The sequence below is a fragment of the Mucilaginibacter endophyticus genome, from assembly GCF_003351025.1.
Lineage (GTDB): Bacteria > Bacteroidota > Bacteroidia > Sphingobacteriales > Sphingobacteriaceae > Mucilaginibacter > Mucilaginibacter endophyticus.
Genome location: NZ_QPCG01000004.1, coordinates 587,551 through 614,203, shown reverse-complemented (window position 1 = coordinate 614,203; position 26,653 = coordinate 587,551). Strand labels below are relative to the sequence as shown.

Here is a 26,653-nt window from a genome sequence, read left to right as displayed (position 1 = left end):
TACGTGTTTCTAATTCATAAGGTTCCATGAATAATAAACAGGTATGCATTAATTTTAGATAATTGTAGATTACATTATCATAAATTTATGCCGGCCAATTGCAGTGCCGTTGACAACTAAAACCGCGATACAGCCGTATTTGTTTTAAAACAAACCCCAGAGCTTTAACTAACATTAAACTTTTACCCATGAAAAAACTATTTCTATTAACATTATTTATTGGTTTAGCTGCCATAACTTTTGCTCAACGTAAAGTAGTTTGCTGCAGCAATCCATCTGCAACACAACAGTTTGCCATGCTGGCCTCAAGCCCGCAGTTCAAAATGTCGCACAAAAACCCTTTGCCATTTCGCTTTCAAAGCAGCATAGGGCAGACCATCACCTACAAAACATCAGATGGCAAACAGGCTTCGGCTTTTTTTATGAAAGCCAAAAAACCCACTAATAATTATTTACTGGTGATACACGAGTGGTGGGGCCTTAATGACTATGTAAAAAAGGAGTCAGAAAAATTATATAACGCCCTGGGCAACGTAAACATCATCGACCTTGATTTGTACGACGGCAAAGTAGCCACTACACGCGAAGATGCCGGCAAATTTATGCAGGCCGTAAATGACGACAGGGCACGCGCCATTGTAAACGGAGCTATTGCCTATGCCGGTCCTGCTGCGCGTATTGCAACCATTGGTTGGTGCTTTGGCGGTGGATGGAGCCTGCAAACCAGCCTGCTTGCAGGTAAAAAGGCTGTAGCTTGCGTAATGTACTATGGCATGCCCGAGCAGGACGTAAATAAATTAAAAACCTTAAACACCGATGTATTGGGCAATTTTGCCAATAAAGATCAATGGATCAATCCAAAAGTAGTAGCTAAGTTTGAGGCCGATATGAAAGCCGCCGGTAAAAAAGTTTACCTGCACCAGTACGATGCCGACCATGGCTTTGCTAATCCAAGTAATCCTATTTACAATAGCGAGGCCACAAAAGATGCTTATGCCAATACATTAACGTTTTTAAAAGCACGATTGAAGTAAACAAAACTAACCGTGTAGTGTTGTATGGGGCAAGTTAATCCTTGCCCCATTTTTTTGTAACATTGCATAAAATTTATCTACTTGACAGGTTCTACTAAAAAGGTTGTTTCTTATCTTCTTAAGGCTGGTATATTAATAATTGCGGGCTGGTTTATTTACCGGCAATTCAACAAAAAAAATAACGACCTAAAGCAGTTTGAACATTTTGCATCGCAAATAAGTACTACCCACGTTGTTATCGTGATGGGGCTGGTAGTTTTATTGATGTTTTTGAACTGGTTTTTAGAAGCGCTGAAGTGGCGTTATGTAACCAAAACACTCATTAATATTTCGCTGTGGGAGGCTGTTGAGGCCGTTTTTTGCGGACTTACATGGGCGGTAACCACACCTAACCGCCTGGGCGAATATGGTGGACGGGTTATGTTTTTACCTCCCCGCAAACGCGTGCCGGGAATTTTTGCCATGGGCGTAGGCTCATTTAGCCAGGGCTCGGTAACCAATGTTTTGGGGGTAATAGCTATGGCCTGGTTTGTGGCCACCTACCTTCATACCAATTTAGTATTGGCATGGAGTGTAACTGCCGTTTGCGCCATAATTGTGGCCATTCAGCTTATTTTTTACTTTAATATTAATTGGGCCGTAACCTTGCTCGACAGGGTTCCTTTCATCAAAAAGTACCATCGTTTTTTTGAAGTAATGGGGCGGTACCATACCCATGAGCTCATAACGATAATGGGGTTCAGCATAGCCCGTTACCTCACGTTTTCGTTCCAGTATTTCCTGGTATTCCAGATGCTGGTACCTAACATGAATATTGGCCCCATGATGATGATGCTGACATTGTTTTTCCTGGTGTCGTCGGCTATACCATCACTTGATCTTTTTGATATTGGTGTTCGTGGCTTTACCGCCTCGCATTTGTTTGTTTATGTGACAGATCAAAATATCGCCGTAATAGCCGGGGTATCATCAATATGGCTTATTAATTTATTTATTCCTGCTATTTTAGGATCGTTATTCGTTTTAAAACTGAAATTCTTTGACCGCGCTGATTAGTATTATTTCGTTGTTTTCTATAGGGCTTTATGTGGTGTTGCTGATTTATCTGCGGATAGGCTGGGCAAAGGTCACCACGCCGCCCATTGTTGCCGATTCTGTTAACACTAAAGTAACTGTGCTCGTCGCGGCCCGTAACGAGGAAGAAAAGATCAGCCTCACCATTGAAGATATTTTAGCCCAGGATTATCCCAAACACCTTGTCGAGATCATTATTGTTGATGATCACTCGACGGATAATACTGCCGCCATTATAAGCAGCTATGCGCCGCAGGGAGTAAAACTGCTAAAGCTTAGCCTCGGCGAAACGCTCAACTCTTACAAGAAAAAAGCCATAGCCGAAGCCATAAAACTTTCAACGGGCGAGCTGATGGTAGCAACCGACGCCGATTGCCGTATGGGCAATCAGTGGCTGCGCAACATAGTTGTCTTTTATGAACAAAACAACCTGGTGATGATCTCATCGCCGGTAACCTACTTCCAGGAGCAATCGGTATTTGAGCGGATGCAAACGCTTGATTTTTCGTCGCTCATATGTATGGGCGGCTCGTTTTTAGGGCATGGCTTTGCGGCTACCTGTAACGGCGCAAATTTTGCCTATCGTAAAGATGTTTTTTATGAAGTTGGAGGTTTTACCGGTATTGACGACCTGGCCTCGGGAGATGATGAGCTGCTATTGCACAAAGTAGGGGAGCGCTATCCCGGCAGGATAGGCTTTTTAAAGCGTCGCGAAGCGATTGTATACACCCACGCTAAACCAAACTTAAAAGAGTTTATGCAGCAAAGGCGTCGTTGGGCATCAAAATCAACCAAGTACAAAAACAAAAAAATGGTGGCTTTCGCGCTCAGCATTTGGCTGTGCAATTTCATGTTGTTATTTACGGCTGTGCTGGGGATTTTTAATATCTATTTCCTGAAACTGTTTTTGCTCACCATCGGGATTAAATACGCGATAGACCTATTTTACATGACGCCGATCATGAACTTTTTAAAACGACGCGAACTGCTATTATATGTAAGCTTCGTTTTGCCCCTCAACGTGCTCTATTTCGTAATCATTGGCTTTTTAGGAAAAAACAAAAAATACGCGTGGAAAGGCCGCGTGGTTAGATAAGCTTGAGGCTGAAAGCCGAACGCAAAATGCTGAAAGCTAAAAGCCCCAAATAGCAACTTATCACTTTAGGCTTTTAGCGTTAAGCTTTTCGGCTATATAAATGTAAAGAAACCGTCCCTTATTGCTAATTGCACCTATTTAAGCGATATTTAGCCAATACACATGAACTATTAACACATTGGCCGAAATTACACCAGCAAAACGCACCTGGCGTGTTTTTAAGCATAATAAAACTGCTGTAGCCGGACTGGCATTTATCCTGCTTACCTTATTGGTTGCCATACTGGGCTATCTCATTATGCCCGACGATACCCCGCTGGCCAATAACATGATCATTCAGCTCAGTACAAAAAAGCCGGGATCAGCTTACATGATGCTAAAACTCCGCAAAGCGGAGCCTGTTGATACCGTAAATGTGCTTGCTAAAATGCTGTATGGCCAGCCATCTTTCTATAAAGATGTACCAATAACCGGCTACCGCTTTGTTAAAGATTCCATTTATGTAAACGGCTACATCGGCGATGAAGACAAGCCCGAAAAAAAAGCATATAATATTTTTGAGGTATTGTCCGGACAAAAGCCCGTTTATAGAAACGGTAATGTTATCTTCAATGATAATGGCCAGGCGACAACGGTACCCGCCTCTGCTGCTGTTTTTCAAAAATACGATGCCCGGATCAGGGACGAGAACATTGTCTTTAAAACCTTTTGGCTTGGCACCGATGGCTATGGCCGGGATATGCTGAGCCGACTGCTCTTAGGTACCCGAATCTCGCTTGCGGTAGGTTTAATGTCGGTTATCATCAGCATGTTGTTGGGGGTAACCGTTGGGGCTGTTGCGGGTTACTTCGGTGGCTGGGTTGATGCATCGTTAAGCTGGCTCATGAATATTTTGTGGGCGCTACCGGCGCTGTTGTTGGTAATTGCTATATCATTTGCATTGGGCAAGGGGCTTTGGCAAATATTTATAGCCGTTGGCCTGTCTATGTGGGTTGAGGTTGCGCGGTTAGTACGCGGGCAGGTAATGGGCCTTAAGCAGGTAGAATACATTGAGGCGGCAAGGGCCCTGGGCTTTAGCAACAAGCGCATTATAGCTAAACATATTTTACCCAATATCACCGGGCCAATACTGGTACTGGCGTCATCAAACTTTGCATCGGCTATACTCCTGGAGGCCGGGCTTAGCTTTTTAGGCTTTGGCGCACAACCACCTACGCCAACCTGGGGCGGCATGATCAAGGAACATTACGGCTATATTGTTATGGATTCGGCGTTTTTAGCTATAATTCCGGGCTTGGCCATTATGCTGCTGGTTTATGCTTTTAACCTGGTTACTGTTGGCCTGCGCGATGCCTTTGATATAAAATCACAAAGTACTCGTATTTAAAAATTATTTCTTCTATTTTAGTCAGCGGACTTATATCAATATGCTGAATATAGACGACGGTTCCGGCGAAGACGAATTGATCAGGCTTTTGCTCAAACGGCAGTCGGAATTAAATTCTTTATTGGAAATTACGCGGGCGATAAACAAAAACACCGCTACTCCTATCCTCATTCAAATGCTGGAGGTTATTCTGCAAAACTATTTGCAGGTAGGCAAGCTACGTTTTTTAATTGAGAAGGATAATAAATTTGCCTGCATAGCCAAATATGGCGGTGATATTGAGTCGTCGGTAGTGCTGGCCCGTGCCTGCAAAAAACTAAGTAAGGTTAAAGCACCAACTGCCATATCCGGCCATCACGATCCCATCCTTAAAAAATACAACTATTTCATCCCGGTATATCATAAAAGTAAAGCGCTGGCCTACGCCCTCATAGGCGATTTCAACACCTCCGGCGAGATGCTTAACAACGATCTTAACTTCATCCAAACGCTGATGAACGTGATCATTGTGGCGCTGGAAAACAAAAAGCTTTTTCGCGAGCGCCTGCAATCCGAACGTTTTCAGCGTGAAATGGAGCTTGCGGTAGAGGTACAGAACATGCTGATCCCTATGCGGGAACATAAGGACGATAGTGTGGAGATTGGCGCCAAATACCTTCCGCACCAAAATATTGGCGGCGATTATTTTGATTTCATCCGCCTTAATGAGCATGAGTTTTTATGGTGCATTGCGGATGTATCCGGCAAGGGAATTTCGGCGGCATTACTGATGGCTAATTTCCAGGCCAGCCTGCACGCCTGGGCTGCCGTTGATGGTGATTTAACCAATATTGTTGACAGGTTAAACAAGATAGTACTCAACAACACCAAAGGCGAGCGGTTTATTACCCTGTTCCTGGCGCGTTATAATCAAAATACCCGCAGGCTTAATTATATTAACGCGGGGCATAATCCAACCATATTGTATTCAGAAGGAGGGGCCATCCCGCTTAAGCTTGGCACCACCATGATTGGCGTTTTTGAAGACCTCCCTTTTTTAAACGAGGGCGAGGTTGATGTGGAACCCGGCAGCCTGATCTTTAACTATACAGACGGGCTCATGGATTTTGAATCGCCAAGTTCCAAAATATGGAACGAGGACAAGCTACTCGATTTTGTACTGGCCCACGGCGAGCTATCGCCCGATAATTTCAACCAGGCGTTAATGGACTACCTGAGCAATGTGCATAAAAGCAAACCCATAGACGATATTACGCTGCTCACCCTAAAGATTTTTTAACGTCAAATGGAAGAAGGTGCATGTGATGCGTCTCAACAAGAAACAAAACCGTTTAAGCCTCATAATCCACTATGTTGAAAAACGGATAATACTAATTACTTCACTAACCCGTTTACTACACTTATTATATTTGCAGGATGTTATCAGCCAGGTACCAATACGAATTTTTGGAAGCAGGATGCGACGAAGCAGGACGTGGATGCCTTGCAGGGCCCGTTTTTGCCGCTGCGGTTATTTTGCCGCCCGATTTTGACCATCACCTGCTAAACGATTCCAAACAACTTACCGAAGAGGTGAGGTACCAGCTCCGCGCTGAAATTGAAGCAAAAGCTATCGCTTATGCTGTAGCCTCTGTTGATAACCTGGAGATAGATGAGATCAACATCCTCAACGCGTCTTTCCTGGCTATGCACCGCGCTATTGAAAAACTACATCTCGAACCACAGTTTTTGATCATAGACGGTAACCGATTTAAAAAATACCGGAGCATTCCGCATGAGTGCATCATCAAAGGCGACGGAAAATATTTCAGCATAGCGGCTGCATCCATATTGGCTAAAACTTACCGTGATGATTATATGATGCAAATAGCAGCCGAGCATCCGGAGTATGAATGGCATACCAATAAAGGCTATCCAACAACCAAGCATCGTGAAACGGTAATGAAAATTGGTTTTACGCCATATCACCGCCGTACTTTCAGGGTAACCGATCCGCAGTTAAGTATTTTTTAATGAAGTTTTGAATACCACCGTCAGGATGGTATTTTTGTTAAAAACCCAATCCACCGTTTGAAGATCCTAATTTTAACACATCGTGTACCATTTCCGCAAAATGGCGGCTATGCCATTGTGGTTTGCAATACCATTAAAGGGCTGATTGCTCTTGGGCACGAAGTTGCGCTGGTAGCTTTAAACGGAAAAAAATATCACGGCAGCGTTCAAACCACCGAAGATGAGTTGTTGCAAAAAATCCAATACACATCGTACGATATCAACATCAACGTATCTGTACTTGATGCCATAGGCAACCTGTTCAGCAAAAAATCAAACGATGTCGACCGTTATTACGATGCCGAATTTGAAAAGCTGCTGCTGCGCGAACTACGCCAAACAACATACGATGTTATCCAATTTGAGGGACTGTTTGTAACACCTTACCTGGCTGCTGTCCGTAAGCATGCGAAAGCGAGGCTGATTTATCGGTCGCACAATATTGAACACCAGGTATGGATGCGCCTCGCCCAGCAAAAAAGCGACCTGTTTAAGAAATGGTACCTGCATTTGCTGGCACGCAAGGTAAAGGATTACGAGTTGCAACAACTCAATAAATTTGATGCTATAGCGGTATTTACTAACGAGGATAAAAAAACGCTGTTGTCATACGGCGCCACTATCCCGGTCGAAATTTTTCCGGTTGGTATTTCCCTGCCCGATTACAAGCCCAACTATAACAAAACAGAATTTCCGAGCTTGTTTTTTCTTGGCTCATTGGATTGGATGCCGAATAGAGAGGGGATCGAATGGTTTATTGAGAACTTTTATAAAGACCTTACCGATGGCGACCTGCGCGTAAGGTTTTATGTTGCCGGCCATAACATTCCCGATAGCTTTGATGATTACGAGGTGATGGGTAAGATTTTTATCCAGGGCGAGGTTGACGACGCTTCGGAGTTTGTAAACAGCAAGGCTATCATGGTAGTACCGCTGCTTTCAAGCGGAGGCATGCGGGTTAAGATAGTAGAAGGTATGGCCATGGAAAAATGTATCATCTCCACCTCATTAGGAGCCGAAGGCATCAATTTCACCAATGGTTCAAACATCCTAATTGCCAATAACCGGCAAGAGTTTTATGATGCCATTGAACGCTGCATTACCGACGAGGAGTTTTGTCGCAATATAGGCCTCAACGCCCGCCGCCTGATTGAAGAACAACACGACGTGCATGTTGTAGCCCCCAAGCTGGTTGCTTTTTATCAGAGCGTGGAACCTTGATTGGCTTGATTTAAGGATTTCTTGAATTGAGATTAGGTGACTATGCTGTTATATCCATAAATACTCGAAAGATGAGTATCGGTTGAAAATGCTGGTTAAAAAATCATGTCATTGCGAGCGAAGCGTGGCAATCTCGTAGCCAATGCATATCCGACTTGTATAGCTACGAGATTGCTTTGTCGTTCCTCCTCGCAATGACATGACTTTTTAAAAGAACTCTCTGCAAACTGCTACTGCTGCTGCTGTTGTTGCTGCTGAATGATCTCCATATATCGCTGATAGCTGTTTTTAGGAAACTCGGTCACCGCGTGCATAGCTGGCGCTTCATGGGTTTTATCTTCAAAAACAATAGTATCGGCATCATCTACCACAACTGATACTTCAAGCTTATGACCGTATGCGCCTTTGTAAACACCTTTAACCGGCGAGCAATCGGAAAAATTGCGACCTACAGCCAAACGCACATGGGTTTCATTCGCGATGCAATTGTTGGTTGGGTCGATGCCAAGCCAGCCGTAGTCGGGTACATACACCTCGGCCCAGGCATGAGTAGCACCTTCACCACGCATGGCGCTGCTATGGGTACAGATATAGCCACTTACATACCGTGACGGGATTCTAAGCTGACGGAGCATCACCATCAAAATATGGGCAAAATCCTGGCAAACGCCTGCTTTAAGTTTCCAAACCTCATCAAGCGTGGTTTCAACTGTGGTTACACCTTTGATGTATTCAAAATTATTGTACACCCAGCCACAAAAACGAAGGGCGACCTGGAAAGGCGTTTCGTCCTTACGCCGCTCTTGTTCAACTATTTCCTGCAACTCGGGGAGGCCTTCAAAATATTCCTGTTTTAAAAAATCAATGTAAGGCACCATGTATTGCAGGCGCTTTAGGGCTTCCCACTGTTGCTCCGGAAAAATATCGTTCACCGGCAATGGACGCTGACGCGTAACAACAACCAGTTTTGAATTAATCACCAGCATGTTGTGCTGATCGCTATAAGTAAAACTGCCAACCTCATTGCCATAATAATCAATATGGGTATCAACCACAGGGTTACCGGTTATGCTCAGCTCTTGTTTTACCACCTCCTGGTATTCATCTTTTATGGGGAAAAGAATGATCTGGTTAGCGCTGTCACGAACAGGGCCCGCATAAGTGTATTTGGTGATGTGTTGGATCTTAAATTCAGGCATCTTTTCTTTAATTAGTTAATTAGCTGATTTGAAAATGACGTTGAGCAAACATCTTCAAATTTTCAAATCGACACATTTTCAAATCGTTTTTATGAATTAGCAAAATAGTGCTGGTTCAATGAATTACCCACACCGTATAGTTCGCTCCTGATCTGGGTAAGAAACAGGTGCAAACCTTCCTGTTTAATGCTTTTTACCGAGCTGTATTTTATACGGCTTTGCAGCCTGCCTATCTGGAACGACATCTCCCGGTAATCATCTGCATTACTGTCGTTTTTTAACCTGTCGAAATAACGCTGAATATTGTTTACCGAATAAATAACCGAGCGTGGAAAGTCGTTATTCAGCACAACCTGCTCCAGTACGTTTTCGGCCTCAAAACCCTCCCGATAGGTTTTTAAATATAACTCATAACCACCAAGGGAAAGCAACAGGTGTTTCCAGTAAGTGGTATCTGTAAGCAGGTCGGGGTTATCACTTATCGAACTAAACTTGGTATCCAAGATATCAACCGACTGGATGGCCCGTTCCAAATACTTACCAATATTCATAAAGGCCCTGCCCTCGCCGCGCTCCATGGTAATTTCAACCGTGCCATAATAAAGCATCACCTGTTTTATTAAAACATCCAGCACACCTATTGGATCCTCCCGGTGCAGGGCACGTTCCAAACGCACGTCTTTTACGGTGTGGTAATATTCATTAAGGCATTGCCAAAGGTCTTTGGTGATGTGTTCCTGTACCCCCCGGGCATTTTCGCGCGCGAGCGTGATAATGTTGAGTATGGAATTGGGATTGCTCTTCCCCGTAACCATGTACTTTAAAACCGACCGGCTGTCATTTTCCAGCTTTTCGGCCTCAACGGCATCCAAACCTGCAAAAATCCTCATAACAGGCTCCCAGGTAAACTCCTGCACGGTATCCTGCGATGAGGCATAATTAATTTTGAGCATCCGCAGCATACCATCGCTGCGCTCAATGTAACGGCTTAACCAATAAAAACTTGCTGCAACCCTGCTTAACATAATGCCCCCTAACCCCCTAAAGGGGGAATGATTATGCCGGCGGTAAAATCGCCGGCCTTGTTAATTATACTTTTGTACTTTATTCAAAAAACGCGGACTTGTGCGATTCCCCTCTTGAGAGGGGTGTAGGGGTGTGTTTATGGTTGTAATAAACTCATCCCAGAAACACACCCCTGCTACCGCGCGGTCCTTCGCGCCTCCTCTCAAGAGGGGATTTTATTCGCTATTCCTTCCTCTTTCACCTCAGGCTAATACCCACGTATCTTTACTACCGCCTCCCTGCGAGCTGTTAACCACCAGCGAGCCTTCTTTTAAGGCCACCCGGGTTAAACCACCCGGTACTATTTCAATGCCATCGGGACCATAAAGCGCGTAAGGTCTTAAATCAACCCGGCGCGGCTTTAACTCGCCCTGCATATAACATGGCGCGGCTGAAAGACTGATGGTTGGCTGCGCTATGAAGTTACGGGGATCTTTAAGGATCTCTTTTTTATAATCGTCTATTTCTTGCTCGCTTGCCGCATGCCCCATCAGCATCCCGTAGCCTCCGCTGCCATTGGTTTTTTTAACCACCATATTATTGAGGTTTTTAAATACCATTTCGCGCTCATCGGGGTTACCCAGCTGGTGTGTTGGCACATTTTTGAGGATAGGTTCTTCGTTCAGGTAATAGCGGATCATATCGGGCACATAGGCATAAACCGCCTTGTCATCAGCAACACCTGTACCTGTCGCGTTTACAATGGCCACATTGCCTTTACGATAAGCCCCCATCAAACCCGCTACGCCCAGCATACTTTCCGGGTTAAACACCAGCGGATCAAGAAACTCATCATCTACTCGGCGGTATATTACATCAACCTGCTGCAGGCCGGTTGTGGTTTTCATGTATACCTTGTGGTTATTCACTACCAGGTCGCGCCCCTCTACCAGTTCAACACCCATTAAACGGGCCAGCGTAGTATGTTCAAAATAGGCCGAGTTATAAATGCCCGGCGTAAGTAAAACAATAGTTGGGTTATGGATTTGCCGAGGCGATAAGGCCAGCAGGTTTTTATATAGTATCGACGGGTATTCGGTAACGCTCCGCACGCTGCATTGCGGCAGCAGATCGGGAAATAACCGCTTGGTGATCTCCCTGTTCTCGAGCATATAACTTACGCCCGACGGGGTACGCAGGTTATCTTCCAGCACATAAAAAGTACCATCTTCATCACGAATAAGGTCGATACCTGAAATGTGCACATAAATATCATAGGGTACCTGGAGCTGGTACATCTCACGTAAAAAATGCGGGCACGAGTAAATGATATCAATGGGTACTATGCCATCCTTTACAATAAACTGATTGTGGTAAATATCTTTCAGGAACAGATTAAGCGCGTTAAGGCGCTGCTTAATCCCCCGCTCAACAAAGGCCCATTCATCGGCAGTGATAATACGGGGGATGATATCAAAAGGGAAGATCTTTTCAATGCCTTCGCCGCTGTTGTAAACGGTAAAGGTAATGCCCTGGCTCATGAAAAGTCGTTTGGCAAGTTCTTCCTTTTTATTCAGATCATCTGCCGATTCTTTTGAAATGTAGTCAATAACTTTACGATAATGCTCACGAACATTAGCATCAAGGCCATACATTTCGTCCCAAACATTATTAATTGGGCTATATTTATCAAAATAAGCTGATTCTTCCATGAAAAATTACAATAGTTTAAAAATTGACAATCAGTTATCTTTAAGAATTGTAATTTATGAAGTGTTTTTGATAAAAAAGCAAATTATTTTGAAATTTTTGAATTTATTTTAATCAAATTTTCAATTTTATATAATTTTCGGAATAAAAATTTGTGCTTTTATCGACTGTAAGATGTAAAACAAATGGTCAAAACCACTAAACAGCCAAAGACGGCTCACCGCCAATCTTCCTAAACTCAGAAGGGTTAACATGACGGTACTTTTTAAAAATTCGGTTCAGGTGGCTTTCATCATTAAAACCAAGTTCATTGGCTATTTCAACCATGCGCATATTACTATGCAACAGGCGATTTTCAATCAATTTAAGTTTGTATTTAATAATGTATTGTTGCAGAGTTTCGTTAGTATGCTTTTTGAAATAACGGCCCGCGTAGGTTTCTGAAACACCCATTTTATCGGCAATAACATCAACCCTGAGCTTTTCGGGGGAGTAGATATTGGTCTGGATATACTGCAGAATATCGAGTACTTTTTCTTCTGTATTTTCATCTACCTCATCGGGCATGCTCATGGCCACATTACGGGCAACAATTACAATAACTGTATTGATATATTGCTGCAAAAGCTCTTTACTGTAAAGGCCGTTTTTTTTCTGTTCGCTGATGACGGCCTGCATAATGGGCTTTACAACAGCAACATCCTCCTGATTTTTCAATACACACCCGGGCGCCTGCGCCGCGTTTTTCAGAATAAAATCCAAGTGCTTAACCGCGTTACCGGGCAGCTTATAATCTTTAATATAAGCCATATTGAACCGGATAAACAGAAACTGCGTAAGGGTTGCAATTTCAAAATAGTGGGAGTCGTTAGGAGTAAGCAAAAACAGGTGGCCTGCCTTATAGGTAAACTTGCTGTTGTTGATACATTGCTTACCTGTTCCACTCACTATATAAATAAACTCAAAAAAGCTATGTGAATGTTCATTGCGGGGGCAAGCTTCGAGAGGTTCGCGCAACACGATCTCAAAGGGCTGGTATAAATTATCTTTAACCATAGTGTAAATGTACAATTATTACGAGGATTTGTACAAGAGACTCATCCTGTGGCCGGTATACCTTTGCATTGTAATTAAAACCAAGCAAATACTACAATGAACACTCAAAATAAAACCATCATGCAAGCACTGATAGCTTCCGAAGCGAACGCCCCTTTTACCCTTACGGAAGTTAAACGCCCGGTAGCCGCCGCAGGCCAGGTACTGGTACGCATTATAGCCAGCGGCGTAAGCGTGCTCGATAATAAAATCCGTACCGGCAAAGGCGCTCATGCCAAACAACCACTACCGGCCATTTTAGGGATGGATTTTGCCTGCATTGTTGAAGAAATTGGCACAGGCGTTACCCGCTTTAAAATTGGAGATGAAGTATACGGACTTGCCGGTGGTATTGGTGGCCTGCAGGGCACCTACGCACAGTACGCGGCTTTCGATGCCGATCTGCTTGCCATAAAACCATCAAGCCTGAGTATGCGTCAATCAGCTTCTATGCCCCTTAATTTCATAACCGCCTGGGAAGGCCTGGTTGACAGGGCAAATGTACACGAAGGTCAAAAAGTGTTAGTTCATGGTGGGGCAGGAGGTGTTGGTCACCTTGCCGTGCAGATAGCAAAAGCTTTCGGAGCAGATGTTTATGCCACCGGAAGCGCGGCCCAACAACAATACATAGAAAGCATTGGCGCTACATTTATTGATTACCGCGAAAAAACAGTTGAACAATATGTTAACGAGTATACCAACGGCGAAGGCTTTGATATTGTGTATGACACTTTAGGCGGAGCAACTTTAGATGCTTCTTTTACTGCTGCTAAATATTATACCGGCCACGTGGTAAGCTGTCTTGGCTGGGGCGAACACAAGCTGGCGCCACTATCATTCCGCGGGGCTACCTATTCCGGCGTGTTTACCTTAATGCCTATGATCACCGGGAAAGGCCGTAAACACCATGGCGAAATCATGCAGGAAGCTACCAAACTTGCCGAAGCAGGTAAACTTATACCACTGGTTGATGAACGCAAATTTACTTTGGCAACCGGCAGCGAGGCCCACGATGTATTGGAAAAGGGCAAAGCAAATGGAAAGCTGGTGATTGATGTAGCGGAATAATATCATCTATTCAAAACGGGGTCATGCTGAGCTTGTCGAAGCATGGTGGGCAGGACCTCTGCGCGCGAGTCTTCGACAGGCTCAGACTGACAGCCCTACTTTTACTATGACACCTTCAGGGGACTACAGATTTTCCAACTCAGAAATTCAAGAAAATCAATCTTAGTTAAAAACAAGCGAGCCGGAGATGATACATCTCCGGCTCGTTTGTTTATTTTATCAATTAACATTTTAAAACTCCAGCTCAAGCAACACCGGACAATGGTCAGAGTGTTTTGCCTCGGGCAATATTGCCGCGCGGCGGATCTTATCTTCAAGCGGTGTACTGGCCATGGCATAATCAATACGCCAGCCCAGGTTTTTACCGCGAGACCCGGCACGGAAACTCCACCAGGTATAATTATGTGGTTCTTTATTTACATGACGGAAAGTATCAATAAACCCGCCTTCAATAAAGTTCTCCATCCATTCGCGCTCTTCCGGTAAAAAGCCCGATGAGTTAGCGTTTGATTTTGGATTGTGGATATCAATAGGGCGATGACAAATGTTATAATCCCCGCAAACTACCAGATTGGGGTATTCTACTTTAAGCAGGGTGAGGTATTTGCCAAACTCATCCAAAAAACGATATTTAAAAACCTGCCGCTCATCGCCGCTTGATCCGGATGGGAAATAAACACTCATTACCGATACCTCATCAAAATCTACGCGAATACAACGCCCTTCACGGTCAAAATCAGGAATACCGCAGCCATATTCAATATGCTTAGGCAAAATCTTGGTAAAAATGGCCGTACCACTGTAGCCCTTTTTTTCGGCCGGAAACCAGTAATGCTGATAGCCCATCTGGTCAACCAAACCAAGATCGGTCAGCACATCGGGCGTCGCTTTAATTTCCTGCAAACAAACAACATCAGCGTCGGTAGCCTGCAACCAGGCCAGCCAGCCTTTGTTTATTGCCGAACGAATGCCGTTTACGTTATAGGTAAGTATTTTCATATGAGATTTCGAATGTTCGATTTCGGATTTAATTTGAATTACGAAACTACGACAAAATTGTGATTTCGGCTGAGCTGAAGATGGCCAAGGGGGCTTAAGAGAAATCTTATACGAGCGACAGACATAGCGAATTTGCTTATTGGCTGTTCGAGGTATATAAGATTTCTCTCTCGTTCCTCGTTCGAAATGACATTGGTTTTTATTTCACTTTCGGGAAAAGAATTTTATCTAACTGCTTACATTCCTTTTTGCTCAGCAACTCAACAGTCATCGGCACATCCGCTACCGGGCGATCGTTCCCGTCTTTTTTAACAGCGGCAATACGGTCTACCATATCTATGCCCGACACTACTTCGCCGAAAGCGGTATAGTTTTGATCAAGGTGCGGAGAACCGCCAACTGATTTATACCATTCCCGTTGCCACGTTGGGATCTTACGGCCTTTAAGCCTTGTATTTTCAAGCGTATCCAGCTTACCATCGGTAAAGCGCTTACCCTCTACAATATAAAACTGACAGCCGCTCGATTCTTTTTTAGGGTTATCGTCACGCGCGGCAGCAAGCACCCCGCGCTTATGAAAAATACTATCACGAAATTCGGCCGGGATGGTATAACCAACATCACCATTGCCCAGCTCGGCACCTGGTTTGGCTTTTATCGGATCTTTCGAATCTGGATCGCCGCCCTGGATCATAAAATTCTGGATCACCCGGTGAAACAGTGTACCATTAAAAAAACCTTTTTTGGTAAGCTTGATAAAGTTATCCCGGTGCAAAGGCGTTTCATTATACAGGCGAAGGATGCAATCGCCATAAGTAGTATGGATGCGCACATACTGGTTTTTAGGCGGACCGGCAAAGGCGGCCGTAAGGGTTAATAGCAGAACGCTTAAGGTAAAAAGTTTCTTCATAGACCGTTGATTGTTTTTGATTTCGCTGATTGAGTTGATTTTTTCCTGATTTCAATAACCCTTATTGTTGATATAGATAAATTATAGGTGTTCGAATAATTTAAGTTCCCTCCCTCGGGAGGGGTCCGGCTGTCAAGTGTGTCGGCAGGTAGGGATTTATACGCATTGCCAATTAACAAGTATAGTCGAGAAACCCCTCCCTACACCCTCCCTGGGGAGGGAATCGCACGTATCCCCAGCTCAAAAGTCTTTTACAAATACATTATCCGTCTCCAACCATTCACCTAATCAACCAATAAACCACTCACTAATTTTCTCCATCCATCTCCTCAAAGTAATTCACGATGAGCGATTTCATGAGCATTTCCTGCTCAAGCAGGGTATAATTAGGGATTACTTTTACGCGCTTCCAGTGTGGCCAGCCATCCTGGTCAAGGCCTTCAAGTTCGTAAAAACCCATCATACTCATTAAGCGGCAGGTAGCAATATGCATCAGCTCTTCTTTTTGGCGCTTGCTAAACTTCCGCGGACCTTGCCCCAATTCCTGGACCCCGATCAAAAAAAGCATCACTTTAATATCGGGCTTTTCGTTGTCAAAGTCCTCAGCTATCCGCTGCTGCAGCACATCCCATTTTTTATTGATCTCGGCAGGTGTCATAATTGGCAAAGATAGGTTCATTGGTTCACTTGTTCATTGGTTCATTAGTGAAAAGTTTGACAACTTGTTTTGACGGCGACTGTATACGCGAGAACGGACCAATAAACCAATGAACAAGTGAACGAATGAACGATAGCATTATTGTTACAATGTTGCATTAATATTCCCGTTTTAATACTTACTTTTGCCGTATTCCGTTATATGGAATGTTGACTGTGAAAAAAAACCGCCTACATATTGTATTCGCGTGGCTGCTGCTTATCTGCTTTGTGGCCGGGCAATATATGGTTTATTCGCACCAGCATGCCCTCATTAAGGGGATCACCAAACACAACCACCTGGCAGAGGGCCGGCAAACCGTTAAAGAAAAATGTTTAATGTGCGATGCCATGCACCATACCGATGCTGTGGCAGTTAGCAATACCTCATTTTTAATACCCCTCGTAACATCCGATCATGTTTTTAAGCCTGGCGATTATGACTTTATAAGCATCGCGCTTATCCTGTCGGCCGGGAGGGCACCTCCGGTTAGGGCATAACGCTGTCCTATATTTTTTCTTAAAAACAACTCCGTTATCATTAAACGGTAATTATCGATTTTCTTAAATTTTCATCATGAAATTAAAGCTTATAAGCTTCATTATATTGTCGTTTGTGCAGGTTTCTGCATTTGCTAACAAGTATACTACTATTATAAACAATAAAACCGAAGATGCTATTGGCAGTCTTTCGGGTACTATTACCGATAAAGCCGACGGCAAACCAATCATTGGCGCTACAGTAAACATTCCGGATTTACGCAAAGGGGCTATTACCGATGTAAACGGCAAATACAGCTTCGGCAGCGTCCCTAAAGGCGTTTTCCTTGTTCAGGTAACTTATATCGGCTATTTAACCGTTAACCAACGGGTCGACTTTTCAAAAACAAGTGTATTTGATGTTAAAATGCAAACCTCATCGCTTGAAGCCGGTGAAGTTGTTATTACCGGTGTAAGCAAAGCCACCGAAATAAAGCGCAGCCCTGTACCAATGGTTGCAGTAGGTAAAACCTATTTGGAGCAGCGTGCGGCATCCGGCAATATTATTGATCAGATAGCTACCCTGCCAGGTGTAAGCGCAGTTACTACAGGCCCCAACGTATCAAAGCCATTTATTCATGGCCTGGGCTACAACAGGGTGATCACCCTGCAGGATGGTATACGCCAGGAAGGTCAGCAATGGGGCGATGAGCATGGTATTGAAGTAGATCAAAACTCGATAGACAGGGTTGAGGTGATCAAAGGACCTGCAAGTTTAACCTATGGCTCAGATGCTATCGGCGGCGTGGTAAACCTGATATCACCGGCACCGGTACCCGAAGGGAAAATCCTCGGCTCGGTTCAGGGATTGTACGGTACAAACCAGGGCTTATATAATGGCTCGTTCAGGTTACAGGGAAACCAAAACGGTCTTATCTGGGGTACCGTGATCTCGGCCAAAGGCAGTAAGGACTATCAGAATGAGCATGATGGCCGTGTATACGCTACCAACTACCGTGAAAAAGATGCCCGCGTAATGGTGGGCCTAAATAAATCATGGGGTTACTCATACCTGCATGCATCGGTGTTTGATGATGAACAAGCTATTCCGGATGGCAGTCGCGACTCGCTTACCCGCAAGTTTACCCGCCAAATTACCGAAGATGACGCCTTCAGGCCAATTGTTCCGCAGTCTGTTTTAAACTCGTATAGCATCCCTACTTTGCACCAGCATGTACAACTTTACCGCATCTACAATAACAGTAACTTTATTTTAGGTAACGGAAACCTGGCAGTTAACCTGGGCTATCAATACAGTCACCGTCGTGAGTTTACCCACCCCGAAGCCGGCGACATTGCCGGGCTTAACCTGCACCTAACTACTTATACATATGATGTTAAGTATAACTTTAACATCGGCAACGAGTATGAAACAACCTTCGGCATTAACGGCCAGTACCAAAACAACACCATCGGCGACGCGACGGATTTCCCCATACCTGCCTATCACCAGTTTGATGTAGGCCCTTTCTTTGTAATAAAAAAGAGCTTCGGCAAACTTGACCTTTCGGCAGGCGCAAGGTACGATACCCGCTCATTCAGCAATAGCGCGGCGTATGTTGATACACTTGGCCGCAACGGATTCCCGCAGTTATATACCGGCAGCAATCCCGAAACCACAGCAAACGTCACCAAACAGTTTGATTCCTTTAACAAAAGGTTCAGCGGATTTTCTGGCAGTTTCGGAGCAACTTATAATGTGTCAGACGCGTTCCTGATCAAAGGCAATATTTCTCGCGGTTTCAGGGCGCCAAGCATAGCTGAAATTTCGGCCAACGGCCCAGATCCGGGCTCACAGATCTACCACATCGGTGATAAAAATTTCAAACCGGAGTTTAGTTTACAGGAAGATATAGGCACTTTCCTTACCCTGCCAAATATTTCGGCCAGTGTTGAGGTATTTAACAACAACCTGTCAAACTATATTTACCAGCAACAGGTATTAGCTGCCGATGGTAGCCCGGTTTATACACAGGGTTATACCACATTTACTTATGTGCAAAGCAAAGCCCACATTTATGGCGGCGAGGTAAATGTAGACCTGCACCCTATATCATGGCTGCATTTTGAAAACGCCTTAAGCTTAACCTATGGAGAAAACAAAGGTAACGGCGGCCCGGTTGCTGATAGTTTAAAATATCTGCCTTTTATTCCGCCTTTGCATACACATTCCGAGCTGCGGGGTACATTTAACGGGGGCTTTGGTAAAATCAAAAGCATTTATGCCTTTGTTGGGTTTGACCACTATAGCGCTCAAGACCGCTTTTTCGCTGCATACGGCACAGAAACCTATACAGCAGGCTACAACCTGTTAAGCGCCGGTTTTGGAGGCAACATTGTTAACAAGGCTGGCCAGCCGGTTATCAAACTTTTTGTTGAGGGCACTAACCTTGCCAATGTTAACTATCAATCAAACATGAGCAGGCTTAAATATTTTGATAACCCTAACGTACCTGAAGGTGTACACCCGGGCATATTTAATATGGGGCGTAATATCAGCTTCAAAGTGGTTGTTCCTTTTGGGTTTAATAGCAATAAAAAATCCTGATAACATTTAAACTATTAACCGAAAGTCCCGCCTTTGTGGTGGGACTTTTTTGTTTATATGACTATTTATTTCTTATTTCCTTTGCCATCCTTAGCAACCATGAAGGTTCTTCGCAGCTGCTGTTTAAGCTTGGTGATATAGCTTACCGGTAGATAAAACTTCATTGCCGTTGGTTTTAACCAACGGAGTAATGAGCAACAATAAGAGGGCTTCAGCCTAATCCGCTTGTATAGTTGGGCTAAAGCCAGGACCTTTCAACTTTTATTCCGTTGGTTAAAACCAACGGCAATGAATATTTTACATTGTTAATATCATCCTGTCACCTTCCCGCTTGCGAGCTTGTTACTTTAGGCAGCAATCGTCACCTACAGGTCAAACTCCCTTTTTAGGCAGCAGGAGCCAAACATTTAATTCCGTCTCCTGTATCTTTTGTATGCGTAAAATACTGTTACTTCTTGCTCTCGTATTGGCAAGCATTGTTGTAAATGCCCAGTCCGATACCCTTTCCATCACACTCGAAAACGTAAAGTACCCGTATCCGGTAAACTTTATGCCCATCAAAGTGGAAGGGCAGGATCTCCGCATGGCATATATGGATGTAAAGCCGGTTGCCCCAAACGGTAAAACCGTGATGCTTTTTCACGGAAAAAACTTCGGTGGTTATTACTGGACGGATGTGATTAAGACACTAACCGGGAAAGGCTATCGCGTAATTGTACCTGACCAGATCGGCTTTGGCAAATCCTCGAAAGCATTTATTCACTATAGCTTTCATCTGCTGGCAAGGCTTAATAAAAACCTGCTGGATAGTTTAGGTGTACAAAAAATCACCTTAATGGGACACTCTATGGGAGGGATGCTGGCTACCCGCTTTACGCTGATGTATCCTGACAGGGTGGAAAAACTGTTGCTTGAAGACCCTATCGGCTTAGAAGATTACCGAACTTTTGTACCCTATAACAGCGCAGAGGATGATTACAAAGCCGAGTTAAAAACCAGCTACGAAAGCGTTAAGAAATACTATCAAACATCCTACTTCACATCCTGGAAACCCGAGTATGAATACCTGGTTAACATTGGAGCAGGGGTAAGTAAAAGTGCCGATTTCCCGCGTTATGCCAAAGTAGCAGCATTAACATTTGAGATGATCTATGAGCAGCCTGTTTGCTACGAGTTCGGACTGATTAAAGTGCCTACTGTATTATTCATAGGGAAAGAGGATAAAACAATAGTTGGCAAAGCGTTGCTGAGCGACGAAGAGAAAGCTAAACATGGGCAGTATAAAATATTAGGCCCGGAAACCGCTAAGAGGATTCCCGGATGTAAGCTGATTGAATTTGACAATTGCGGTCACATCCCGCATATTGAAGCTAAAGAAGCCTTTTTTAAAGCACTTACGGCTAATTTATAATTTAGGGATTTTGAGTATTTTTGGATATAGAACAACATCATTACACGTGCAACTATCTGTAAATTCACTATCTCAGTTACCGCAGGCTGCCGAAGCCATCCTGGCCAATTCGGCGGGGAACAAAATCTTTCTTTTTTATGGCGAAATGGGGGCCGGGAAAACCACGCTCATCAAAACCTTGTGCGAGCAGTTGGGGGTAACCGAACAGGCCACCAGTCCAACGTTTTCTATTGTTAATGAGTACATTGGCCGGGACAGCCGGATCTTTCATTTTGATTTCTATCGCCTTAAAAACCAAACCGAAGCACTGGATATGGGCTATGAAGAATATTTTTACAGTGATGCCTACTGCTTTATTGAGTGGCCCGAAAAAATTCCGGACCTGCTTCCCATCCATTATACCACTGTCAGGATCGAGATATCAGACGCCAATTCGCGCCTCATCAGCATCGAAAATATTTAGTTTTATCATCCATCGTTTTTTATTATCTTCAACAGCCTTTAAAACAATACATCATGAGTTCAGGGATCTATAGCGGGTTTTCGGATATTGCCAAGCAAGCAATGATGCAACCCCAGGAATCGTTGCTGGAGGTAAAAAGCAAAAAAAACAAGCTGTACATCGGCATTCCCAAAGAAGTATCCTTCCAGGAAAACCGGGTGCCTTTAACACCGCTGTCGGTAGCTTTATTGGTTAACAATGGGCACGATGTATTACTGGAAAACAATGCGGGTCAGGCCGCTAATTTTTCGGACAAGGACTATAGTGAACAGGGAGCCCAAATAGTTTATGATACCAAAAAGGTTTATGAAGCCGATATCATCATCAAAATAGCCCCGCCCACCGCACAGGAAATTGAAATGATGAAGCCGGGACAGCTCCTGATCTCAACCCTGCAAATGGCTACGCTCAAGGCAGAAAATATTCAAGCCCTCATGGCTAAAAAAATCACGGCCTTAAGTTTTGAACATCTTCGTGATGAAGGCAATATTTTGACCGTCGTAAGGGCCATGAGCGAAATTGTAGGCGCAACCTCTATCCTCATTGCTGCCGAATATTTAAGCAATGTTTTTGAAGGCAAAGGCCTGATGCTGGGCGGCATAACCGGTGTTCCGCCTACAGAAATCGTGATTCTTGGCGCTGGTACAGTAGGAGAGTATGCCGCACGTACCGCCATATCACTTGGTGCCGAAGTTAAAGTGTTCGACCCCTCAATATACAAGCTTCGCCGTCTGCAAAACAATATTGGCAACCGGGTTTTTACTTCTGTTGTTCAACCCATTGTGTTGGAAAAAGCCATTACCACCTGCGATGTTGCCATTGGTGCGCTCCGTGCCGAAGACGGTCGCAGTCCATGTATTATCTCAGAGGCTACCGTTAGCCGCATGAAACGCGACTCGGTAATTATTGACGTAAGTATTGACCAAGGTGGCTGCTTTGAAACATCCGAGGTTACTAACCATACCCACCCGGTTTTCCGCAAGTATGATGTAATCCATTATTGCGTGCCTAATATCGCGTCGCGTGTTGCCCGTACGGCTACCTATGCGCTCACCAATATTTTTGCGCCTATTCTGCTTGATATTGGCGATATGGGTGGCATCAAAAACCTGATTTGGGAAAAATCCGGCGTGCGGAATGCGGTTTACATTTACCACGGCCAGCTCACCAATAAACATATCGGCGAGCGTTTCTCCATCCCATGTAAAGATCTTGACCTGCTGATCGTATCTCACAGATAATATGCTTCGCAGATATTTGATCTTATTGGTATTTGTCGCCGGCTCATTGCATGTTAGCGCGCAGCATTATAAGTATATCGACAGTACAAAAATATGCGGCGTTGCCCGTTATAAAGTACAGGTTAAGGCCAATCCAGATAAACAGCTTGTCGAGATCAAAAAATATATTCCGGAAATAGTTTTAGACCTCCGGTATGCTACCACCAACAATTTCATGCACCGCCGCATGTATACAACGGCTAAGGCATTTGCACGTTTGCCTGTGGTAAAAGCACTGCAGCAGGTGGAGGCCCAATTAAAAACCCAGGGCCTTGGCCTTAAAATTTATGATGCGTACCGGCCATATTCCGTTACCGTTAATTTTTATGAAATGGCCCCCGATACCAATTTTGTAGCCGACCCGCGCAAGGGATCAAAGCATAACCGGGGCTGTGCTATCGATCTTTCTCTTATCAACCTTAAAACCGGGAAGGAACTGGACATGCCAACGGGCTTTGACAGCTTTAGCCGTAAGGCCGGTGCAAACTACATGGATTTACCGGCACAGGAAATTTCCAATCGCGAGCTATTAAAAACCGTAATGGCCAAATATGGCTTCAAAGTGATCTCAACCGAATGGTGGCATTATGACTTTACCGGCTGGCCCGAGTACGAATTGCTGGACATTCCGGTTCAGGCGCTGTAACGCTTTTGATACCTCCATTTAAAACTTACACCTTTTATTACAAACACCTTACAAAAGGCATCAATATTGTATAATCTTTCGCAAACAGATGTTAACCTTTAATCTACCGGCATGAAGTTTTTTAGCAAAGAACATTTTAAACAACTATGGAAGGTACTCCTGGCGTCCTTCACTGGCTTTTCAAAAGATAACGGCTTAAAATTAAGTGCTTCGTTGGCTTATTACACGGTATTTTCAATCGCGCCTTTATTAATCATTGTGATATCAGTTGCCGGGCTTGTTTTTGGGCAGGATGCAGCAACAGATCGTTTATACCCGGAAATTGTTCATTACGTTGGAAAAGGGCCGGCAGCTCAAATTCAGGACGCCCTAAAACACCTTGCATTGTCCGGAAAATCGGGCATTGCTGTTGTTATTGGTGTTGTGACGCTGTTATTAGGTGCGAGCAGTATCTTTATTGAGATCCAGGACTCGCTCAATATGATATGGCGGGTTAAGGCTAAACCCAAAAGCGGCTGGGTGCAATTGCTAAAAAATCGCTTTGTATCATTTTCACTGATCATCAGTCTCGGGTTTTTACTCCTGGCTACACTTATTATCAATATTGTGATAAGTGCCGTGCAAGACCAGATTCAACGCTTCTTCCCGCAGATTGATTCTATAACACAAATCCTTGTTAAAGGCATAAACCTGGGTATCACATTAGTGGTGATCACCACCCTGTTTGGTATCATATTTAAGTTTCTGCCCGATGTTAAGATCAAATGGCGCGATGTACGCAGCGGTGCGGTATTTACAGCTATCCTGTTTATGATTGGGCAATACCTTATTAGTCTTTATATACAGTATACAGCGCAGGGTTCGGCCTACGGCGCGGCGGGTTCCATCATCGTGATTTTGGTGTGGATCTATTATACTTCAGCAATATTATATATCGGTGCCGAATTTACGCAGGTTTACGCCGAGGCCAGCGGGAGCCATATTGAACCGGCTGATTATGCGGTTCATGTTCAGCAAACTGAAGTTGAACACCGGGTAAAAACACTTCCAGCCCAAAACCCACAACTTGAAGGGAATTTAAAAAAGGACGGAGAAGGAAAAGGTTAGATTCTTTGGAACAGCAAGCCGGGCACAAGTGAGCCCCGCATCATCCATCGCGCAACACTTGCGACAAAAAGGGAGTTTACTCGCTTTGCTTCTGTGCAGTTGCTTCGTAATTCCACTTACCAACGACACGTCAAAAAAGAGTCTGTCATTCTGAGCGAAAGCGAAGAATCTTAGGCAATATGCAGAGCCGCCATGCATGATGAAGAAGATCCTTCGTGCCTTACCCATGACATAATTAAAACCGGATGTTTTTCGCAGCAGATCTGCTTCGGGTGAAAACGAACAGAACAATGCGGGGAATGTGCGGCTGCAGGGGCATAGCAAGTTTTTGCAGAAACTGGGGATAGGGCGAATCGGGGCAAAATAATTGCAGCCCGTGGTTCTGTTCGTTTTGCAGGGCAAAGGCCGGGTGGTGGACTTAGGGTAGGGTACGGGCAAAGAAGCCTTTCTGCTGCAAGCCTTTTTGGGTACTTTTGTGGCGACAAAAGTACCTGGCTTCGCGCGGCCAGGAGCGCGACGATGGAAGTTCAATACAACAATAGTCATTACCTGCCTCTGTGCGATTGCTTCGTGCCTCGCAATGACGCGGCGGATATGTCATTTTACCTTCACAAGTCCCTATTTTCCCCGCTCAGGATGACAATAAGAGTTAATGTCGTTTTCCTTCAAAGCTCCCAATTTTGCCCACTCGCAATGGCATATTTTTATTATACATTTTAAAACTCCTCATGGATATACGTCATGATCCTTACCATTTCATCCCTGATTTCGCGGGTTGAGCGGGTAAAGTTATTGTTCATGAACGCGAAGGCCAGGTGCTTGCCTTTGCGGGTAACAATGTAGCCACTTTGGTTATGGTTATTGCTTAACGATCCGGTTTTAGCCCACACAAAGGGCTGCCCGTTATCTGTTTTATAAGCGCTTTTGATTGTACCGGCTACGCCGCCTATCGGCATCATGCTGTGCAGCAGGTTTTCGTCTTTCACCTCATCCTGAATTTTAAGCAGCAGGGCTACAATATCCCGCGGTGTAAACAAATTAAAACGCGACAGTCCTGAGCCATCAACCCATTGCGGCACATCGGGCAAATCATTTAAAAAATGCGTTTTTGAATAATTGATCACCGAATCGGTGTTAAGGGTATTAAATTTTAATGACGAGCATACCAGCAGCAATTGTTCGGCGATAAAATTATCGCTTGGCTGTAGCATTCTTCGGTAAACCGAATCGGCACTGGTATTGTAAACAGTTTTGGCGTCGGCGGTCATGGGTTCCTGTAACAGGGCCACCTGCTTTTTCAGTGTATCCTGCAGTAACGCCATAGTTAACTGCAAGCTTGTTTTCCATGGAATTTCCTGTTTATAATTTACCGGGATCTCACCGGCCGGGTACACAAAATTATTGCTGATAACATCACGCTTTACCTTAAACTGTTTGGGGCGATAGTTGATATCGGCATTCAAAAACCTTTTTAAATAATTGGGCTTTACCTGCATATTGCCGTCCCAATCTGCATAAAGCAGGGCAACGTTATCTTCAAGGGGCAAGGCTGTAATTTCGGCCTGGTAATAATCGTTATAATCATCCCAGGCCCAACCGGCGCCAAAAAGTTCGCCCGTATAATTCCCTGGCGAATAAAACAGCTGTTTATTGCTATTCCTTAAAAAGTTAAGCCCATTAACCCCTTTTAAATCGCTATGCAAAAAGGAAGGATCGCCGGTACCCCAAAATATCAGCGAATCGCCCCGGGTTTGGTAGCGTAATGCAGGGATCGAATCACCAAGCATTTTAAGACAAGTATAAAAAGTAAAAAGCTTGGTATTAGATGCCGGCGTGAAGTATTTATCGGCATTTAATTCATATATCATTTTATGCTCGTCCAAATCATAAAGGGCAAACCCTGTAAAATGATCATTAACAATTTGCGAATGCCTGAACAGTTTTTTAACCTTTCTTTTTTTTATTGAACGGGCATAAATAGTATCATGGCAAAGGGATAAAACACAAACAATTAACAGAAATGAAATTGTTGACTTTCGCATAATAAAATAATTATTTAACAAATAAATCTCG

General features: G+C 44.1%; 23 protein-coding genes. 15 read left to right on the top strand and 8 right to left on the bottom strand.

Translation table 11 applies throughout. The features are described 5' to 3' along the window. The first annotated feature begins 188 nt into the window (after positions 1-188). The 7 genes from DUL71_RS19550 (at position 189) to DUL71_RS19520 (ending at position 7,864) form a co-directional block, all read left to right on the top strand. Entirely contained in the window at positions 189-1,034 is an 846-nt protein-coding gene (locus DUL71_RS19550; protein ID WP_114939668.1) for a dienelactone hydrolase family protein, read from the top strand. Positions 1,035-1,115: 81 nt separating this feature from the next. Next, positions 1,116-2,090 carry a lysylphosphatidylglycerol synthase domain-containing protein gene (locus DUL71_RS19545; protein WP_114939667.1) on the top strand — a complete coding sequence of 325 codons (975 nt, stop codon included), beginning with the start codon at positions 1,116-1,118 and terminating at the stop codon, positions 2,088-2,090. After that, the gene (locus tag DUL71_RS19540) at positions 2,074-3,204 is read left to right on the top strand and encodes a glycosyltransferase (RefSeq protein WP_114939666.1); all 1,131 of its coding nucleotides are present in this window, start codon (positions 2,074-2,076) and stop codon (positions 3,202-3,204) included. Before DUL71_RS19545 ends, DUL71_RS19540 begins: the two co-directional genes overlap by 17 nt. Positions 3,205-3,382: 178 nt before the next feature. After that, positions 3,383-4,591: an ABC transporter permease gene (locus tag DUL71_RS19535; protein ID WP_114939665.1), complete on the top strand. Its 1,209-nt coding sequence runs from the start codon at positions 3,383-3,385 to the stop codon at positions 4,589-4,591. Positions 4,592-4,631: 40 nt separating this feature from the next. Beyond that, on the top strand, positions 4,632-5,870 hold the full coding sequence (locus DUL71_RS19530; protein ID WP_114939664.1) for a PP2C family protein-serine/threonine phosphatase: 1,239 nt from the start codon (positions 4,632-4,634) through the stop codon (positions 5,868-5,870). Positions 5,871-6,007: 137 nt separating this feature from the next. Continuing rightward, positions 6,008-6,604, top strand: a complete 597-nt coding sequence (locus DUL71_RS19525) for a ribonuclease HII (RefSeq protein ID WP_114939663.1) — start codon at positions 6,008-6,010, stop codon at positions 6,602-6,604. A 57-nt stretch (positions 6,605-6,661) separates the two neighbouring features. Then, the gene (locus DUL71_RS19520; RefSeq protein ID WP_114939662.1) at positions 6,662-7,864 is read left to right on the top strand and encodes a glycosyltransferase family 4 protein; all 1,203 of its coding nucleotides are present in this window, start codon (positions 6,662-6,664) and stop codon (positions 7,862-7,864) included. Positions 7,865-8,094: 230 nt separating this feature from the next. Here DUL71_RS19520 and DUL71_RS19515 read toward each other — a convergent pair whose 3' ends face one another. The 4 genes from DUL71_RS19515 to DUL71_RS19500 all read right to left on the bottom strand — a co-directional run bounded on the left by DUL71_RS19515 (position 8,095) and on the right by DUL71_RS19500 (position 12,834). Then, positions 8,095-9,063 (bottom strand): transglutaminase family protein, encoded by a 969-nt coding sequence (locus DUL71_RS19515; protein WP_114939661.1) that lies wholly within the window; start codon positions 9,061-9,063, stop codon positions 8,095-8,097. An 89-nt stretch (positions 9,064-9,152) separates the two neighbouring features. Next, positions 9,153-10,088, bottom strand: a complete 936-nt coding sequence (locus tag DUL71_RS19510; protein ID WP_112572818.1) for an alpha-E domain-containing protein — start codon at positions 10,086-10,088, stop codon at positions 9,153-9,155. A gap of 243 nt (positions 10,089-10,331) precedes the next feature. Next, a complete protein-coding gene (locus DUL71_RS19505; protein ID WP_114939660.1) occupies positions 10,332-11,780 on the bottom strand; it encodes a circularly permuted type 2 ATP-grasp protein in 1,449 nt (482 codons plus the stop codon). 196 nt (positions 11,781-11,976) lie between these two features. Next, entirely contained in the window at positions 11,977-12,834 is an 858-nt protein-coding gene (locus DUL71_RS19500; protein WP_114939659.1) for an AraC family transcriptional regulator, read from the bottom strand. 96 nt (positions 12,835-12,930) lie between these two features. Between DUL71_RS19500 and DUL71_RS19495 the strand changes: the two genes are divergently transcribed. After that, on the top strand, positions 12,931-13,941 hold the full coding sequence (locus DUL71_RS19495; RefSeq protein ID WP_208645600.1) for a zinc-dependent alcohol dehydrogenase family protein: 1,011 nt from the start codon (positions 12,931-12,933) through the stop codon (positions 13,939-13,941). Positions 13,942-14,172: 231 nt separating this feature from the next. Here the strand turns inward: DUL71_RS19495 and DUL71_RS19490 are convergent, their stop codons facing one another. From DUL71_RS19490 to DUL71_RS19480, 3 genes are all read right to left on the bottom strand, one after another. Further along, on the bottom strand, positions 14,173-14,940 hold the full coding sequence (locus DUL71_RS19490) for an exodeoxyribonuclease III (RefSeq protein WP_112572827.1): 768 nt from the start codon (positions 14,938-14,940) through the stop codon (positions 14,173-14,175). A 199-nt stretch (positions 14,941-15,139) separates the two neighbouring features. After that, a complete protein-coding gene (locus tag DUL71_RS19485; protein WP_114939658.1) occupies positions 15,140-15,850 on the bottom strand; it encodes a peptidylprolyl isomerase in 711 nt (236 codons plus the stop codon). Between the two features lie 307 nt (positions 15,851-16,157). Then, a complete protein-coding gene (locus DUL71_RS19480; RefSeq protein ID WP_114939657.1) occupies positions 16,158-16,508 on the bottom strand; it encodes a hypothetical protein in 351 nt (116 codons plus the stop codon). Positions 16,509-16,723: 215 nt separating this feature from the next. Here DUL71_RS19480 and DUL71_RS19475 point away from each other — a divergent pair, with 215 nt between their 5' ends. The 7 genes from DUL71_RS19475 (at position 16,724) to DUL71_RS19445 (ending at position 24,580) form a co-directional block, all read left to right on the top strand. Then, entirely contained in the window at positions 16,724-17,047 is a 324-nt protein-coding gene (locus tag DUL71_RS19475; protein WP_154402438.1) for a hypothetical protein, read from the top strand. A gap of 76 nt (positions 17,048-17,123) precedes the next feature. Then, positions 17,124-19,634 carry a TonB-dependent receptor gene (locus tag DUL71_RS19470; RefSeq protein ID WP_114939655.1) on the top strand — a complete coding sequence of 837 codons (2,511 nt, stop codon included), beginning with the start codon at positions 17,124-17,126 and terminating at the stop codon, positions 19,632-19,634. A 433-nt stretch (positions 19,635-20,067) separates the two neighbouring features. Then, positions 20,068-21,045, top strand: coding sequence for an alpha/beta fold hydrolase (locus DUL71_RS19465; protein WP_114939654.1), 978 nt, complete (start codon positions 20,068-20,070; stop codon positions 21,043-21,045). Positions 21,046-21,091: 46 nt separating this feature from the next. Beyond that, complete coding sequence (gene tsaE, locus DUL71_RS19460; RefSeq protein ID WP_114939653.1) at positions 21,092-21,508, top strand: tRNA (adenosine(37)-N6)-threonylcarbamoyltransferase complex ATPase subunit type 1 TsaE; 417 nt, start codon at positions 21,092-21,094, stop codon at positions 21,506-21,508. Between the two features lie 53 nt (positions 21,509-21,561). Further along, positions 21,562-22,788 (top strand): alanine dehydrogenase, encoded by a 1,227-nt coding sequence (locus tag DUL71_RS19455; protein ID WP_114939652.1) that lies wholly within the window; start codon positions 21,562-21,564, stop codon positions 22,786-22,788. A gap of 1 nt (position 22,789) precedes the next feature. Continuing rightward, complete coding sequence (locus DUL71_RS19450; RefSeq protein WP_114939651.1) at positions 22,790-23,473, top strand: M15 family metallopeptidase; 684 nt, start codon at positions 22,790-22,792, stop codon at positions 23,471-23,473. A 111-nt stretch (positions 23,474-23,584) separates the two neighbouring features. Next, positions 23,585-24,580, top strand: coding sequence for a YihY/virulence factor BrkB family protein (locus DUL71_RS19445; RefSeq protein ID WP_114939650.1), 996 nt, complete (start codon positions 23,585-23,587; stop codon positions 24,578-24,580). Positions 24,581-25,296: 716 nt separating this feature from the next. Here the strand turns inward: DUL71_RS19445 and DUL71_RS19440 are convergent. Then, positions 25,297-26,622: a D-alanyl-D-alanine carboxypeptidase/D-alanyl-D-alanine-endopeptidase gene (locus DUL71_RS19440; RefSeq protein WP_244228798.1), complete on the bottom strand. Its 1,326-nt coding sequence runs from the start codon at positions 26,620-26,622 to the stop codon at positions 25,297-25,299. Positions 26,623-26,653 lie beyond the last annotated feature (31 nt).

Bases quoted from the DNA above. Each gene is read 5' to 3' on its own strand.
- DUL71_RS19485 (WP_114939658.1), bottom strand. From the start codon at position 15,850: ATGAAGAAACTTTTTACCTTAAGCGTTCTGCTATTAACCCTTACGGCC.
- DUL71_RS19515 (WP_114939661.1), bottom strand. From the start codon at position 9,063: ATGCCTGAATTTAAGATCCAACACATCACCAAATACACTTATGCGGGC.
- DUL71_RS19440 (WP_244228798.1), bottom strand. From the start codon at position 26,622: ATGCGAAAGTCAACAATTTCATTTCTGTTAATTGTTTGTGTTTTATCC.
- DUL71_RS19490 (WP_112572827.1), bottom strand. From the start codon at position 14,940: ATGAAAATACTTACCTATAACGTAAACGGCATTCGTTCGGCAATAAAC.
- DUL71_RS19525 (WP_114939663.1), top strand. From the start codon at position 6,008: ATGTTATCAGCCAGGTACCAATACGAATTTTTGGAAGCAGGATGCGAC.
- DUL71_RS19505 (WP_114939660.1), bottom strand. From the start codon at position 11,780: ATGGAAGAATCAGCTTATTTTGATAAATATAGCCCAATTAATAATGTT.
- DUL71_RS19550 (WP_114939668.1), top strand. From the start codon at position 189: ATGAAAAAACTATTTCTATTAACATTATTTATTGGTTTAGCTGCCATA.
- DUL71_RS19500 (WP_114939659.1), bottom strand. From the start codon at position 12,834: ATGGTTAAAGATAATTTATACCAGCCCTTTGAGATCGTGTTGCGCGAA.
- DUL71_RS19455 (WP_114939652.1), top strand. From the start codon at position 21,562: ATGAGTTCAGGGATCTATAGCGGGTTTTCGGATATTGCCAAGCAAGCA.
- DUL71_RS19465 (WP_114939654.1), top strand. From the start codon at position 20,068: ATGCGTAAAATACTGTTACTTCTTGCTCTCGTATTGGCAAGCATTGTT.
- DUL71_RS19510 (WP_112572818.1), bottom strand. From the start codon at position 10,088: ATGTTAAGCAGGGTTGCAGCAAGTTTTTATTGGTTAAGCCGTTACATT.
- DUL71_RS19530 (WP_114939664.1), top strand. From the start codon at position 4,632: ATGCTGAATATAGACGACGGTTCCGGCGAAGACGAATTGATCAGGCTT.
- DUL71_RS19480 (WP_114939657.1), bottom strand. From the start codon at position 16,508: ATGACACCTGCCGAGATCAATAAAAAATGGGATGTGCTGCAGCAGCGG.
- DUL71_RS19470 (WP_114939655.1), top strand. From the start codon at position 17,124: ATGAAATTAAAGCTTATAAGCTTCATTATATTGTCGTTTGTGCAGGTT.
- DUL71_RS19495 (WP_208645600.1), top strand. From the start codon at position 12,931: ATGAACACTCAAAATAAAACCATCATGCAAGCACTGATAGCTTCCGAA.
- DUL71_RS19450 (WP_114939651.1), top strand. From the start codon at position 22,790: ATGCTTCGCAGATATTTGATCTTATTGGTATTTGTCGCCGGCTCATTG.
- DUL71_RS19445 (WP_114939650.1), top strand. From the start codon at position 23,585: ATGAAGTTTTTTAGCAAAGAACATTTTAAACAACTATGGAAGGTACTC.